Annotated in this window: 13 protein-coding genes; 9 read left to right on the forward strand and 4 right to left on the reverse strand. The window is 57.0% G+C overall.

Going from position 1 to position 13,802, the window contains the following annotated elements; genetic code table 11:
- Positions 1-54 precede the first annotated feature (54 nt).
- The 3 genes from COL8621_RS09035 to COL8621_RS09045 are packed head-to-tail and all read left to right on the forward strand — an operon-like array spanning position 55 to position 2,939.
- Positions 55-999: a nucleoside hydrolase gene (locus COL8621_RS09035; protein ID WP_093967065.1), complete on the forward strand. Its 945-nt coding sequence runs from the start codon at positions 55-57 to the stop codon at positions 997-999.
- Positions 996-1,442, forward strand: coding sequence for a GNAT family N-acetyltransferase (locus COL8621_RS09040; protein ID WP_093967066.1), 447 nt, complete (start codon positions 996-998; stop codon positions 1,440-1,442). The genes COL8621_RS09035 and COL8621_RS09040 overlap by 4 nt, the downstream gene beginning before the upstream one ends.
- Before the next feature lie 57 nt (positions 1,443-1,499).
- Complete coding sequence (locus COL8621_RS09045) at positions 1,500-2,939, forward strand: protein adenylyltransferase SelO (RefSeq protein WP_093967067.1); 1,440 nt, start codon at positions 1,500-1,502, stop codon at positions 2,937-2,939.
- Here COL8621_RS09045 and COL8621_RS09050 read toward each other — a convergent pair.
- Entirely contained in the window at positions 2,918-3,826 is a 909-nt protein-coding gene (locus COL8621_RS09050; RefSeq protein WP_093967068.1) for a DMT family transporter, read from the reverse strand. The two genes, COL8621_RS09045 and COL8621_RS09050, sit on opposite strands and share 22 nt — an antisense overlap.
- A 94-nt stretch (positions 3,827-3,920) precedes the next feature.
- Here COL8621_RS09050 and COL8621_RS09055 point away from each other — a divergent pair, with 94 nt between their 5' ends.
- The 3 genes from COL8621_RS09055 (at position 3,921) to COL8621_RS09065 (ending at position 6,651) form a co-directional block, all read left to right on the forward strand.
- Positions 3,921-5,189: a cation:proton antiporter gene (locus tag COL8621_RS09055; protein WP_093967069.1), complete on the forward strand. Its 1,269-nt coding sequence runs from the start codon at positions 3,921-3,923 to the stop codon at positions 5,187-5,189.
- Positions 5,190-5,193: 4 nt separating this feature from the next.
- The gene (locus COL8621_RS09060) at positions 5,194-6,162 is read left to right on the forward strand and encodes a zinc transporter ZntB (protein ID WP_093967070.1); all 969 of its coding nucleotides are present in this window, start codon (positions 5,194-5,196) and stop codon (positions 6,160-6,162) included.
- 75 nt (positions 6,163-6,237) lie between these two features.
- On the forward strand, positions 6,238-6,651 hold the full coding sequence (locus tag COL8621_RS09065) for a Fur family transcriptional regulator (RefSeq protein WP_093967071.1): 414 nt from the start codon (positions 6,238-6,240) through the stop codon (positions 6,649-6,651).
- A gap of 412 nt (positions 6,652-7,063) precedes the next feature.
- On the opposite strand, the gene COL8621_RS09070 is transcribed toward COL8621_RS09065, so the two are convergent.
- The 3 genes from COL8621_RS09070 to COL8621_RS19020 all read right to left on the reverse strand — a co-directional run bounded on the left by COL8621_RS09070 (position 7,064) and on the right by COL8621_RS19020 (position 11,171).
- On the reverse strand, positions 7,064-10,003 hold the full coding sequence (locus COL8621_RS09070; RefSeq protein WP_093967072.1) for an alkaline phosphatase family protein: 2,940 nt from the start codon (positions 10,001-10,003) through the stop codon (positions 7,064-7,066).
- A 74-nt stretch (positions 10,004-10,077) separates the two neighbouring features.
- Positions 10,078-10,737 (reverse strand): VPLPA-CTERM sorting domain-containing protein, encoded by a 660-nt coding sequence (locus tag COL8621_RS19015; RefSeq protein WP_141137865.1) that lies wholly within the window; start codon positions 10,735-10,737, stop codon positions 10,078-10,080.
- A 155-nt stretch (positions 10,738-10,892) separates the two neighbouring features.
- A complete protein-coding gene (locus tag COL8621_RS19020) occupies positions 10,893-11,171 on the reverse strand; it encodes a hypothetical protein (RefSeq protein ID WP_141137866.1) in 279 nt (92 codons plus the stop codon).
- 159 nt (positions 11,172-11,330) lie between these two features.
- Between COL8621_RS19020 and COL8621_RS09080 the strand changes: the two genes are divergently transcribed.
- From COL8621_RS09080 to COL8621_RS09090, 3 genes are read left to right on the forward strand one after another with little or no spacing between them, the layout of a single operon-like run.
- The gene (locus tag COL8621_RS09080) at positions 11,331-12,206 is read left to right on the forward strand and encodes a DMT family transporter (RefSeq protein ID WP_093967074.1); all 876 of its coding nucleotides are present in this window, start codon (positions 11,331-11,333) and stop codon (positions 12,204-12,206) included.
- Between the two features lie 42 nt (positions 12,207-12,248).
- The gene (gene eno, locus COL8621_RS09085; RefSeq protein ID WP_093967075.1) at positions 12,249-13,523 is read left to right on the forward strand and encodes a phosphopyruvate hydratase; all 1,275 of its coding nucleotides are present in this window, start codon (positions 12,249-12,251) and stop codon (positions 13,521-13,523) included.
- Positions 13,523-13,744, forward strand: coding sequence for a hypothetical protein (locus COL8621_RS09090; RefSeq protein ID WP_093967076.1), 222 nt, complete (start codon positions 13,523-13,525; stop codon positions 13,742-13,744). Before eno ends, COL8621_RS09090 begins: the two co-directional genes overlap by 1 nt.
- The last annotated feature ends 58 nt before the right edge of the window (positions 13,745-13,802 follow it).

A 13,802-nucleotide genomic window follows, 5' to 3' on the forward strand; every position in this document is an offset into this window, starting at 1 on the left:
CGCTGGACTTTGTCCGGCGCCCTTGCCAGTCTCCGCCACGACAAGGAGACTCTAATGACTGCGCCACGAAAAATTATCATTGATACGGATCCCGGGCAGGATGACGCCGTGGCGATCCTTTTGGCGCTGGCGTCACCGGACGAATTGGATGTGCTAGGCATAACCGCAGTTGCGGGTAACGTGCCGCTATCCCTTACCCAGAAAAACTCCCGTATTGTCTGTGAGTTAGCTAACAAACCTCATGTAAAAGTCTTTGCTGGCTGCGACGTTCCACTGAAACGCAAACTTGTCACTGCTGAACATGTTCACGGCAAAACCGGCCTTGATGGGCCCACGTTGCCCGACCCGACAATGGCCCTTCAGGACGCCCACGCGGTTGAGTTCATCATCAACACCCTGCGCAACGAACCGGCAGACAGTGTCACGCTGTGCCCGCTTGGCCCGCTGACGAATATCGCGACGGCGTTGCAAACGGCCCCCGACATCGTCAGCCGCATCCGCGAGATTGTGTTGATGGGCGGCGCCTATTTCCAAGTGGGAAACATCACTCCAGCGGCTGAATTCAACATCTACGTTGACCCGGAAGCCGCTGAAATTGTTTTTAAATCTGGAATTCCACTGACGGTTCTGCCGCTTGACGTTACCCACAAGGCACTGGTGACCAAACCCCGAAACGAAGCCTTTCGCGCCTTGGGCAGCCACGTCGGCCACGCGGTTGCGGAAATGACCGAATTCTTTGAGCGTTTCGACAAAGAAAAATACGGCAGCGAAGGCGCACCGCTGCATGACCCGTGCGTCACGGCCTATTTAATCCAGCCCGATCTTTTCACCGGCCGGCACATCAATGTCGAAATCGAAACCCAAGGCACATTCACGCAAGGTATGACCGTTGCGGATTGGTGGGGCGTTTCGGGGCGGGATCCGAACTCACTGTTTATCGGCGACATCAACGCCGACGGCTTTTTTGACCTGCTGACAGAACGGCTTGGCCGGTTATGAGCATTCTGAACCTTGCCGGGCCTGACGACATCAACCGCGTCCTGCCGATGATCGCCAGCTATCACGCGCATGCGGGCATCCAGACCACGGAACAACAACGCCGCGATGCCCTGACCGCGCTTTATGGCGAAGACATTCAGGCCGCGATCTGGCTAATCGGGCCTGCGCGCGCCCCGGTCGGCTACATTGCTGTTTCGTTCGGCTTTTCGATCGAATTGGGCGGGCGCGATGCCTTTATCGACGAATTTTTCATTCGCGACGCGGTGCGTGGGCGCGGCATGGGCAGTCAGGCGCTGCATCTGATCCTGCCTATGCTGAAACAGATGGGCATCAAGGCCGTGCATATGGAGGTGGACCATCAGAACACCGCCGCCGCCAAGCTTTACGAACGTGCTGGGTTCCGGGCGCGGTCGCAAAACTATCTTATGACCCGCACGATGTAGTCGGGGTGGCAATCTTGCCCCGCCACGCCTAAATCAGCATGGAACAGGAGCCCGCGCATGACCCTTTCCCTGCCCTTCGACAATTCCTATGCCCGCCTACCCGACCGTTTTTTCACGAAGATGGCGCCAACCCCGGTTGATGGCCCATCGCTTATTCGCCTGAACGAAGGGCTGGCCGCAGAGCTTGGTTTGGACCCGGCGGCACTTCGTTCTGCCGATGGGGTCGCGATGCTGGCAGGCAACGCAGTTCCCGCAGGGGCCGAGCCATTGGCGCAGGTCTATGCCGGTCATCAATTCGGCGGCTGGTCGCCTCAACTGGGCGATGGGCGCGCCATCTTGCTGGGCGAAGTCGTCGCCCACAACGGACAGCGGCGTGACATTCAGCTGAAAGGTGCGGGCCGTACCCCTTACAGCCGGCTGGGCGATGGGCGCGCGTGGCTTGGGCCGGTGCTGCGCGAATATATCGTGTCCGAGGCGATGCACGCCCTTGGCATACCCACCACCCGCGCACTGGCCGCCGTTGCGACCGGCGAAGATATCCTGCGTGAAACCGCCCTGCCCGGCGCGGTGCTGACCCGCGTTGCGGCCTCGCATATTCGGGTCGGTACGTTCCAGTATTTCGCCGCCCGCAATGATGCAGAGGCCCTGCGCGCGCTGACCGATCACGTCATCGCCCGCCACTATCCCGATGCCAGCGGCCCACTGGGGCTGTTGAAGGGGGTGATCGCCGCGCAGGCCAAGTTGATCGCGCAATGGATGGGCGTCGGGTTCATTCACGGCGTGATGAACACCGACAACATGGCGATTTCGGGTGAAACCATCGACTATGGCCCATGCGCCTTTATGGATGGCTATCACCCAACGACGGTGTTCAGTTCGATCGACCGTCAGGGGCGCTATGCCTATAACAAACAGGCCGACATCGGGGTGTGGAACTTGGCGCAGCTTGCCACGGCGATCCTGCCGTTGCTGGGCGACGATCAAGACGCCGCCATCGACGAAGCGACCGAGGTGCTGCACAGCTTCCCCGACATGTTCAAAGCCGCGTGGTTAGAGGTGTTTCGCGCGAAAGTTGGCCTGACAACGGCCGAGGACGGCGACGCGGAACTTATCCATCAATTGCTTGACCGCATGGCGACCAATGGCGCGGATTTCACCAACACGTTCCGCGCGCTCTCGACGGACGCCGCCCGTGACCAGTTCAGCGACCCAACGGCGTTTGATACATGGGCCGAGGCGTGGAAAACGCGGCTGTCGCGCGAAGCTCAGAGTTCAGATGCGCGCAAGGTTCAGATGAACGCGACAAACCCCGCAGTCATCCCGCGCAACCACCGCGTGGAAGAGGTGATTCAAGCCGCCCTGTCAGACGATTTCGCGCCATTCGAAAACCTGCTGATGGCAACTGCACAACCGTTTGGAGAAACCCCAGCGAGTACTAAGTTCACCACGCCACCAACCCCGGCAGAGGTGGTACATCAAACCTTTTGCGGCACCTGAGGTCGGCCTTTCCGGTTAATCAACAGGATGCCGACGGCAACCAAGACCAGCGGGCCGATGATGGACGGGCCGATGTGCTCATCCAGCATCAGCCAGCCAAAGCCGACGCCAAAGATCGGCGACAGAAAGCTAAAGCTGGCCACCCCCGCGGCGGGGTAAATGCTAAGCAACCATAGCCAAAACATGAACCCGGCAGACACGATCACGACGATCTGAAAGCCAAGCCCCCACAGGTGGATGGGCTGCAAATCACGCAACAGCGGGCCGAACAGCGGCGCCAGCAACAACAAAACCGGCGCTGAAACCGCCACCTGCCAGAACAGCTGCGTTTCAGGCGCAACTTGGTTAAGCTTGGTCGCCCGCGCGCACAGCGCGATACCGGCCCAGCCAAACGCCGCCATAAGCGCACAAAGGTCGCCCAACAGACTTGCCTGACCGCCGCCATTGCCGCGATCCAAGATGGCCCAAGCGACCCCCAGAAACGCAAGCCCCAGACCAACACCTTTGATTGGGGTTATCCGCTCTCCGGGGAGCAGAAAATGCGCGGCAATCGCCAGCCAAACAGGCATCGTATAGAAAATGACGGAAGTGCGCGTCACCGTCGTCAGATCAAGCGCCAGAAACAGGCCGATAAATTCGACAGAAAACACCGCGCCGATCAACAGCCCCGCCGGAATGGTTTCACGCCTAAGATCCAGCCGCTTGCCCATCAGGCGCAAGAACAGCCAGATGCAAACCACCGCCCCCGCAGAACGCACGCCTGCAAAGAACACCGGCTGAATGCCGACGTTGGTAATTTTGATGACAACTTGGTTGAACCCCAACAGCGCCGAAAACCCGATAAGGGAGGCCGCGCCGAACGCATCAATGTGATCTTTTCGCGCCATGCTTTTCCCCTTTGTCCGGCGCGCCACCCTTTGCCGCCTCGCGCGGGGTGTCAACCCGTGCTAGACGAAGGATCAAAGCTAAAAAGAGGCACCGATGTCCATTCTGCAAATCGCGTCGCTGTTGATCGTGCTGGCCGCGGCCTTTGGTGCGATCAATTATTTCTTCCTGCGCCTGCCACAGGCGATTGGCATTTTGATCGTCGCCCTGTTGGCCTCTTTCGTCGCGATGGGCATTGATATGGCCTATCCAGCGCTGGAACTGGGCAGCACCCTTAGAAAACTGGTGCTAGAGATCGATTTCTCGGACGCGCTGTTGGAAGGGATGTTGGGGCTTCTGCTGTTCGCCGGTGCGCTTCATGTGAAATTGGAAGAATTGCGCGCGCAGGCATGGGTGGTTTTGCTGATGGCAACCATCGGCGTGGGTCTTTCCGTTGCGGTTGTTGGCGTGGGCTTTTCTTGGCTGACGGGCATGCCGCTGATTATCGCGCTGGTGTTTGGCGCGATCATTTCCCCGACCGACCCTGTGGCCGTTCTGGGCGTCCTGCGCGAGGCGAACCTGCGCAAATCACTTGAAACCAAGATCGCCGGGGAAAGCCTGTTTAACGATGGTGTGGCCTATGTTGTATTCCTTGTGCTTGTCGGGCTGGCGTTCACTGGCGCGGCGGGCGACCACGGTGGTGGCCATGGCGACGAAAGCAAACTCGCCGCTGCGCTGACCCTATTCGTGCAAGAGGCCTTTGGCGGCGCGGCGCTTGGTGCTGTGTTGGGTTGGATCACCTTCCGCGTAATGCGCCGGATCGATGACTATACGCTTGAGGTGCTGATCACCCTTGCGCTGGCCTTTGGTGGGTACGAACTGGCGATTTTCCTGCATGTTTCGGCGCCTATTATGGCGGTGGTTGCCGGGCTTATGATCGGCCACGTCGGAATGAAATACGGGATGAGCGAACAGACCCGCGACTATGTCGATGCGTTCTGGAAGATGATCGACGAAATCCTGAATGCCGTGCTGTTCCTTCTGATCGGGATAGAGGTTTTCGCCATCGCCTTTGATACCACGTTTGTCATGGCTGGCGTCTTTTCCATCGCGCTTGGGCTGGTCGCGCGTTTGACCGCCGTGTCGGTGCCCATCTTGCTGATGCGCCCGTTCCGTTCATTCGGGCGCGACGTCATTCCGATCATGACTTGGGGCGGGTTGAAGGGCGGCATCTCTGTCGCGCTGGCCCTGTCCCTCCCCGAGAATGAGTGGAAACCGCTGATCCTGACGGCCACCTATGTTGTGGTGGTGTTTTCGATTATCGTTCAAGGGCTTACGATTGCCCCGCTGGCCAAACAACTTGGCCGCGAACCAGAGCTGAGGTAAGACTGTGACGCGTTCTCTTAGCCCACTGGCGGCGTTTGATATTAACGAAGACGGCCGCGCCACGGCCATCACCGAAGCATGGCCAGACGCCAAGCCTGGCACAGGTGCCCGCTGGCGCTGGCTTCATCTGGAATTGAGTGACCCGAACATGGCCACTTGGGTTCAGGAACATCTGCCACCCGTTGCCGCAAACGCCTTGGTTCAGGCCGAAACCCGCCCCCGCTGCGATGCACATGACGGTGGGATCATCTTGAACCTGCGGGGCGTGAACATGAACCCCGGCCAAGAAACTGACGACATGGTGTCCCTGCGGCTGTGGGTGACGGACCGGTTGATCGTCAGCTCTCGGCTGCGCAAGATCTTCGCGGTTGATGAGATACGTAAAGAGGCAGTAGCGGGCACCGCCCCTGCCAGCCCCGACGCATTTCTGCAGCGCCTTGTCGAAGGGCTGACCGACCGGCTGGAGGCCGTGTCCCTATCGCTGGAAGATGCGACCGACGCGCTGGAAGATGCCATTCTTGAGGAGGATGACCTGCAGGCCACTGCGCTGGCCCCAACCCGGCGCAAGGTTATTCGCATCCGTCGCTACGTCGGCCCGCAACGCGAGGCGCTGCATCGGCTCACGCAAAGCGATAACATTCTTGTCGGGCCACATTCACGCCAACTGCTGGCGGAATCTGCGAACCGGGCCACGCGCATCGTCGAAGAACTTGATTCCGTTTCTGCACGCCTGACAGCGCTGCAGGACCATCTGTATGCCGAACATTCCGCGCGCATGTCGCGCAACGGTTACGTTCTTTCCGTCGTCGCCGCGATCTTCCTTCCGCTTGGGTTTCTGACCGGACTTTTCGGAATGAATGTCGCGGGAATGCCCGGCACCGAATGGGCGCATGCATTCGCGGTGGTAAGCATGATCATGGCCCTGATCGGCGTCGGATTGTTCGCGTTATTCCGGGTTTTGAAATGGCTGTGACATCGGCTAAATCTATGGTGGAACTACCGGCTTGCTTCGCTTAAACCCCGCCGCACAATCGACTAAGGGGCGACTATGAAAGACACGATCATCTCTCGTTGCGAGGCAAAGAACCTGCGCATGACGGAACAACGCCGGGTCATTGCCCGCGTGTTGCAAGACAGTGATGATCACCCAGACGTCGAAGAACTGTATGGCCGCGCCTCGGTTGTGGACCCCAAGATTTCGATCGCGACGGTCTATCGCACCGTAAAGCTGTTCGAAGAGGCCGGCATTCTGGACAAGCTGGAATTCGGCGATGGCCGTGCCCGGTATGAGGATGCAGAGCGGGAACACCACGACCACCTGATCGATATGAATTCAGGCGAGGTGATCGAATTCGTCGACGCCGAGATTGAGGCGCTTCAGGAAAAGATCGCCGAAAAGCTGGGGTACAAGCTTAAGGGGCACAAGCTGGAACTTTACGGCGTGCCTTTGAAAAAGGGCTGACCGAACCGTTAGCGCTGTGTCGAATGTCATGCTACTTTGCACCGGGAGTCAACGTGACCCACTCGGGTACGGTTTCAGAGAAGGTCTACTCGGAGCCTAGGATGTGCATTTAAATGCTGTGCGGCGTGCGCGCGCACCGCGGAAATTGCTCCAGAAGCGTGATTTTGCGCGCCGCAATGCAGCGTGAAAACCAGTCATTCATGCGCATCGCATTTTGGACGCAATGCTCAAGAAGCTAGTGGCGGGATAAACCAGCCCAGGGATTTTCTGCTTTCGCTTCCGCCGCGTCTTCTTGCAGTTACAGCGGTCATCTTCTGGCAGCCCTAGATTATAGCCGCTTTGGCTGGCCTGCGCAGCCTTTTCGCCTGTAGCTTTTGCAGTTTCTTTCAAAAGGCTTCACTTGATGAAATTGCTAAGCGGATGCTTCTGCGTCTGACCGCTCTCTCCAGAGGGAGCGATCGACGACCTTTGACATAACTGGTGTATCAAGTGTTCGACCAAGGAATTGAGCGATCTGGTCCGCCGCGTTAAGCGGATCCGCAATGACATCTCGGTGGCGCAAACGTAGAACCTCCACATTGTGCGCTGTGAACAGAATATCTAGACGCTCTAGCTGTTCGGTATACATCTTTGCCATGGCGTCCGCCTTCATGTCGGCACCGGTTTTATCCAGCCTCCCCAACATTCTGGTTTGCGAGGTTACAATCTCGCCAACATCGCGCTGCATCAGAATAACCTTATAGTTGGGTCCTTGCGGCATGCGGTGCATGAGAGGCGCCACTACTTTGAGTGCTTTCCCTTCGGCCTTATTCAGCCACGTATTATCGGTGCTTAGACCTTTGACAGGCTCATATTCCAGATACCCCAGCGGGTTGTTCTCGTCGGCTGGCCGCGTGTCATCGCTTAGGATCGGAATGCCACCTGCGGCGAGCATTTGCATCGCCATCGATGTACCCGAGCGTGGCAGCCCAGAGACAATGATCGTCTGCTTGCTTGTATCAAAACCGCCAATGTCTTGGGGGACGTTCAGCAGCATTGGCACTAGCTTGGGATCGAGTGGCCACTTTGGAAGCTCTGCATCCAGATCAATCTCGGGAAGATCAGGAAGCTCTAACTTGGGTGCCTCATCTATTTGCTTGCGCCGCGCCATGCGAATAGCCCGCGCTTGTGCGCGGTGCAGCAGCGACGCATCATTGTTACCCAAGACGCGGCGATAAATCACAGATAGCAAGACATGCGCTTCGGGAAAGTTGGGATTTTGCGACAGTGCAACGTTCAGCGCCTGCACAGCATCCGCTGCCTTGCCTTGTTTGTGCATGGCCAGTGCTGCGTAGTAATGCGCGGGGGCAGATGCAAACTTGAGGCCAATGGCAGTCTTAGCACAGCGCAACGCGTTATCTGCATCATCGTTGCGCAAGTAGGCACGACACAACCCCAAAAATGCCGTAGGGCTCTCTCTGTCCAACACCAGAGCGGCTTCAAAACTGCTAATGGCTTTGTCAAAATCACCTAGGCTCAGAAAGGCGTTCCCGCGTTGGATGCAGAAGTTAGGCGATTTGAACTGACCGTCTTGCACCCGGGCTAAATGTTCCATCGCTAAGGTCGGATTTCTGCGGGATAGTGCAATGTTGGCGGATAGATTTTCCAAAATAGCCGGGTTGCCATGTGCAATGGCTGACAAACGCTTAAGAACATCGCGTTCTTGTGGGGTCATCAAGATAGGCGCCGGTTTATCTGGCGCATCATCGTCGACGTCTTTTACTGCGACTGCCAATTCTACACGTGTCGCTTCGTCGAGGTTGTCTGCATCTGGGTCAAGTGCGGCACGGCGCGCTTTGACCTTCTCCTCGAACTGTTCGACGCTGGCGCTTGCGTGCTTTGCGGCCTGCTGCCAGTTGCGCGATAAGTGATCGACCACTTGCGCCGCGGCATCAATTTGCTCGGATGCCTGAAGGCACAGCGCAAGCCGTAGCCCAAACCGGAACTCCAATGGATAGGTTCGGTACAATTCGGATAACAGTTCTGCGGCTTTGGGGTGCATACCGGCATCCATGTAGGACAAGGCCAGGTTATAGCTCTGCTCTCGCTTGGCGTCTGCGACAGCAACCGTCGTGTCGTCATCAGGTCGGTCGATATAGCCAAGGGCGACGAGTTGTTCGAGGTTCTCGCGCTGCTCATCCGCGTCCATCTCGATTTCATCGCGCGCACGGCCCGCGTCGCCTGCAACGTCGTCCCAGCTTGGGATGCTTCGAACGTCAGGCGCGGCTTCAAAAGCCTGTACCAGCGTCCGGCCGTCCATGTCGTCGCCAACTGGCAAGCCCAGCAACGTCAGGATCGTGGGGGTGATATCAAGCAGGTTGGCCCCGTCGATCCGGTGATCAGTTTTGATGCCAGGGCCCGCCAACACAAAGATACCTTGGTCGCGGTGTTCAACCGCAGGGCCTGCAGGTTCCATCGGCATTTGTTGCGGGCGCAAATGATCTGGGTGGAAACCGTGATCAGAGATCAACATGACGGTCGTGTCTTCACCCGCCAGTTCCAACAATCGGCCAAGCATCTGGTCGTGGTAAATGTACCCCCCCGTGACCACTTGGTGATACAGTCTAAAATCTGCGTCCGACACAATATCTTGCTTGGGTGGGTGGTACTTCATAAAGGCGTGGCAAAAGTGGTCGATGGCATCAAAATAGACGGCCATAAAATCCCACGGCTCTGTGACCATCAGATGTGTTGCCGCTCCTTGAATAGAGGTCGCGTCGGACACGATCCTGGCTACGCTTTTGATCCGTTGATCCTTGTCCTGATCAATCTCATCACCATACGGCAGGAACATCGCCAGATCTTGCCCTGTCAGCTCGTTTGGATGCCAGCGCAGCTCTTCTAACTCATCGTTCAGCCGTTCGGGATGCACAGTCCCAGGCAACATCGGCCAGTCAGCGCTGCCGTCCTTGGGCGCTGATTGGTACAGGTTCGACACCATCACACCATTAATCGGCTCTGCGGGATTACTGGGCCACCACCCAACAATATTGGATTTCAGCCCTTGCAGCGTCGCGATATTCCAGATCGCATTGGTCTTACGCGCAAAGGAGGTGATGGGCCGCACGGATTTACCATCCGGTGTCGGCTCTGTGAACCCATGCACACCGTGCTTATACGGGCGCTTGCCCGTCGCAATCGAACTCCACAGCATCGGCGATAACACAGGCGAAAGCGTGGCGAGGTTGCCAGCAGTCCCGCGATTGACCAAAGCGTTCAGGTTGGGCATCAAACCCGCATCCATCAACGGATTAATCACCTTCCAGTCGGCAGCATCCCAACCGATCAAAAGCACCTTGTTGCGCTGTGTCATTCATCTAATTCCTTCATAAAAAACGGCACCCAAAAGGATGCCGCTTTTTGTATAACATTCAGCTGTCACGAAAATTAGGCCGCTTGCAGTTCTTTCCGGCGACGACGGATGCCCGCAGCGCCCATAGCCAACAGGCCGGTGCCCAACAGTGGCAGTGCAGCAGGGCCTGGAACGGCACTGATCGCCTCAGTCTGACCGACATTGATCGCGCCGCCCGTGACATTGTTAAGGTAGCCTGTCACGAAGCTAGTGCCGCTATCATATGAGGTACCAAAATCATACAAGACCCAGCCGAATTTACCGTCGTCAGACGAGAAGCCAAAGTATGTTTTTCCACCTCGAGGCTCGTTAACAGAGCGTGTGTCGAGCAACGCGCCGTCTACGGCATCGCCAAGGTTAAGTTCAGCGAAGGTCATCCCACCATGGACATCGAGCCTTTTACTTACAAACGTGGTAAAACTGAAATAGGTATATACTCTGGAGCCGTAACTGAATCTAAACGTGCTTGTAGACTGAAAGAAATAGTTGGATACACTAAATGATCCCGCGACTTGGCCGCCACCACTTGTTTGAGGGGAGACACGTCGAAAAGTAAAAGTGCCAAATGATGCTGGTGAAAACGAAAGTTCAACGATAGCGGCATCCGCGCTGGACGCGGCGCCCATGCTAGCGAGTGCTGCACCAAAGCCAGTTACAGCGACTTTCTTTGCGGTCAAAGATTGTGCGTGTGCCATATTAAAAAGTTCCCCTCCCCAAAATACAAAATTATTTCGGGAATTTAGACGCGAGTTTACACATTGAGTCAAATTATTGATTGAAATTAGACACTTTGCAGGCAGATTTCCTCAATTTGAGACAGCCCATCGCGCACAATGCTGCGATTCCAGCGCTATTGTATCGAAATTGCGGGCAATGACTGACTGATCCATGCGGTGTCGGCGGAGAGATCGATTAACCTTCTAGTTGGAAGTCCCTGCAGCGAAGTACAGTTTGAGTTTGGAGCCTGATCCCAGTTTTCAATGGCTGCTTCGGTGACATGCGCTACATCGCAGCGATAATCCTGCTGCAGTTGTGAGTAATTGCTGCGTGAGCAAAAGCCGCGACTGCACAAGGCAGCTTCGTCCCGCAAAGGCGACATTACACCAGAGATGCCCAGCGTCTGGGTCATGGATGCCTGCCCCCGATGATCTGGTTAAAAAAAATTGCACACCTCAAAGCCAAGTTTCGCCGCGCTCCACAAGCCCGGAAAATTCGCCGCCCTCCGATTGCCCCTTTTGCTTTTTGAGCAGCCGGTCTAAGGCGATTGGGTAATCAAAGGCAGGTGCGCATGGACAACTTTCGCGGCATTCTATTGATGGTCGCCGCGATGGCGGCCTTCGCGGTCGAAGATATGTTTGTCAAACATGTCAGTGGGCCCCTGCCAATCGGTCAGATCTTGGCAATTTTGGGTGCTGCAGGCGGGCTTATCTTTGCGCTGATGGCAATGCACCGGGGTACGCGACTTTTATCGCGCGACCTTCTGACCCTGCCGGTCATCCTGCGCAACCTAGGAGAGGTCCTCGGAACCTTGGGCTTTGTCACCGCTGTGGCGCTGACCCCGCTTTCCAGTGCGTCGGCGATTTTGCAAGCGACACCTCTGGCCGTCACACTGGGGGCTGCGCTGTTCTTGGGTGAAAAAGTCGGCTGGCGCAGATGGAGCGCGATTTGCGTGGGCTTCTTGGGTGTTCTTCTGATCATCCAGCCGGGATTGGATGGGTTCGAACCCGCGTCCCTATTTGCCGTGCAAGGGGTGGTCGGGCTGGCCATCCGCGATGTGGCAACACGCGCCTGCCCGCGCAGCATCACATCGATGCAACTGTCTGCCTATGGCTTTTTGTCGCTTGTCCCTATCGGATTGGTGATGATGTATGTCGCGACTCCGGCGCAGCCAATCGACGGCATCACAGGCCTGCGCCTTTGCGGTGCCTTGGTGTTTGGCGTTGCAGGGTATTATGCCATCGTCGAAGCCATGCGCATCGGCGAGGTTTCGGTGATCACCCCCTTCCGCTACACCCGGCTTTTGTTCGCCCTTATCATCGGCATCGTCATCTTTGGTGAACGCCCCGATGCATGGACCCTTGCCGGCGCTGCGGTCATCATTGGGTCCGGGCTTTATACCTTCGCACGCGAGCGGGCTCTTTCATCCCGCAACAAGGGGCGCTAGAAGGTCGGTAACCGCGACATTTCAGCAAAACAGGACGGTCCCATGAGCACCATCATCGATATTATCGGACGCGAAATTCTTGACAGCCGTGGTAACCCCACGGTCGAGGTTGACGTGATCCTTGAAGACGGCACCATGGGCCGCGCTGCTGTGCCTTCGGGTGCCTCGACCGGCGCACACGAAGCCGTTGAAAAACGTGACGGTGACAAGAACCGTTACCTTGGCAAGGGCGTTCTGGAAGCGGTCAACGCCGTGAACGGCGAAATCGCCGAAGCCTTGGTTGGCTTTGACGCCACTGAACAGCAGGCCATCGACGCTGCGATGATCGAACTGGACGGCACCCACAACAAAGGCCGCCTGGGCGCAAACGCGATCCTTGGCGTTTCCCTTGCTGTTGCAAAGGCTGCCGCTGATTTCACCGCTCAGCCGCTGTTCCGCTATGTTGGCGGCACTTCGGCGCGTGTTCTGCCGGTTCCGATGATGAACATCATCAACGGCGGCGAACATGCCGACAACCCAATCGACATCCAAGAATTCATGATCATGCCGGTTTCGGCCCGCGACATCCGCGAAGCCATCCGCATGGGCGCAGAAGTGTTCCACGTTCTGAAGAAAGAGCTGTCTGCCGCAGGTTTCAACACCGGCATCGGCGACGAAGGCGGCTTTGCCCCCGGCCTTTCCTCCTCGCGCGAGGCATTGGATTTCATCCTGAAGTCCATCGAAAAAGCGGGCTATAAGCCGGGCGAAGACATCTATCTGGCGCTCGACTGTGCATCGACCGAATATTACCGCGATGGCAAGTACGAGATGAAGGGCGAAGGCAAAACGCTGACCTCTGAAGAAAACGTCGCCTATCTTGCGGCGCTGTGTGCGGATTACCCGATCATCTCGATCGAAGATGGTATGGCCGAAGATGACTGGGACGGTTGGAAAGCCCTGACCGAGGCGCTTGGCGACAAGATCCAGCTGGTCGGCGACGATCTGTTCGTGACCAACCCTGCCCGTCTGGCCGACGGTATCGCCAAGGGCTGTGCGAACTCTATGCTGGTGAAAGTGAACCAGATCGGCTCTCTTTCCGAAACGCTGAAAGCCGTCGACATGGCCCACCGCGCACGGTTCACCAACGTGATGTCCCACCGTTCCGGCGAGACTGAGGATGCGACGATTGCCGATCTGGCTGTTGCCACCAACTGCGGGCAGATCAAAACCGGCTCTCTGTCGCGTTCGGACCGGTTGGCGAAGTACAACCAGCTGATCCGCATCGAAGAGATGTTGGGCGAAACAGCCGAATACGCTGGCCGTTCGATTTTGAAGTAATGCTCAAAGACCGCATTACACCAAACCTGATGGTGGCCTGTATCAAGGCCGCCATCATTCTAATCCCATCATATCTGGCGGCCTATTTGACGGATAAGATGGTGTATGTCGTTCCGACACTCGCGGCGGCTGGCATGTTTGCAGCCACCGTAGAAAAGCGGGATATGAACCGCCTTTTAGACGAAGATGGCGAAGGCAATGATGATGTAGTTGATGGCTAGCTCCCCTCACTGTTGTGCGACAGCAACATGCGAACAAATCGCCGGCCAAAGCTTTGAA

Origin of the sequence: Actibacterium lipolyticum (genome assembly GCF_900184935.1) — a bacterium.
GTDB lineage: Bacteria > Pseudomonadota > Alphaproteobacteria > Rhodobacterales > Rhodobacteraceae > Actibacterium_A > Actibacterium_A lipolyticum.

Excerpts from the sequence above, each read along its gene's own strand:
- COL8621_RS09035 (WP_093967065.1), top strand. The coding sequence starts at position 55 with ATGACTGCGCCACGAAAAATTATCATTGATACGGATCCCGGGCAGGAT.
- COL8621_RS09040 (WP_093967066.1), top strand. The coding sequence starts at position 996 with ATGAGCATTCTGAACCTTGCCGGGCCTGACGACATCAACCGCGTCCTG.
- COL8621_RS09045 (WP_093967067.1), top strand. The coding sequence starts at position 1,500 with ATGACCCTTTCCCTGCCCTTCGACAATTCCTATGCCCGCCTACCCGAC.
- COL8621_RS09050 (WP_093967068.1), bottom strand. The coding sequence starts at position 3,826 with ATGGCGCGAAAAGATCACATTGATGCGTTCGGCGCGGCCTCCCTTATC.
- COL8621_RS09055 (WP_093967069.1), top strand. The coding sequence starts at position 3,921 with ATGTCCATTCTGCAAATCGCGTCGCTGTTGATCGTGCTGGCCGCGGCC.
- COL8621_RS09065 (WP_093967071.1), top strand. The coding sequence starts at position 6,238 with ATGAAAGACACGATCATCTCTCGTTGCGAGGCAAAGAACCTGCGCATG.
- COL8621_RS09070 (WP_093967072.1), bottom strand. The coding sequence starts at position 10,003 with ATGACACAGCGCAACAAGGTGCTTTTGATCGGTTGGGATGCTGCCGAC.
- COL8621_RS19015 (WP_141137865.1), bottom strand. The coding sequence starts at position 10,737 with ATGGCACACGCACAATCTTTGACCGCAAAGAAAGTCGCTGTAACTGGC.
- COL8621_RS19020 (WP_141137866.1), bottom strand. The coding sequence starts at position 11,171 with ATGACCCAGACGCTGGGCATCTCTGGTGTAATGTCGCCTTTGCGGGAC.
- COL8621_RS09080 (WP_093967074.1), top strand. The coding sequence starts at position 11,331 with ATGGACAACTTTCGCGGCATTCTATTGATGGTCGCCGCGATGGCGGCC.
- eno (WP_093967075.1), top strand. The coding sequence starts at position 12,249 with ATGAGCACCATCATCGATATTATCGGACGCGAAATTCTTGACAGCCGT.
- COL8621_RS09090 (WP_093967076.1), top strand. The coding sequence starts at position 13,523 with ATGCTCAAAGACCGCATTACACCAAACCTGATGGTGGCCTGTATCAAG.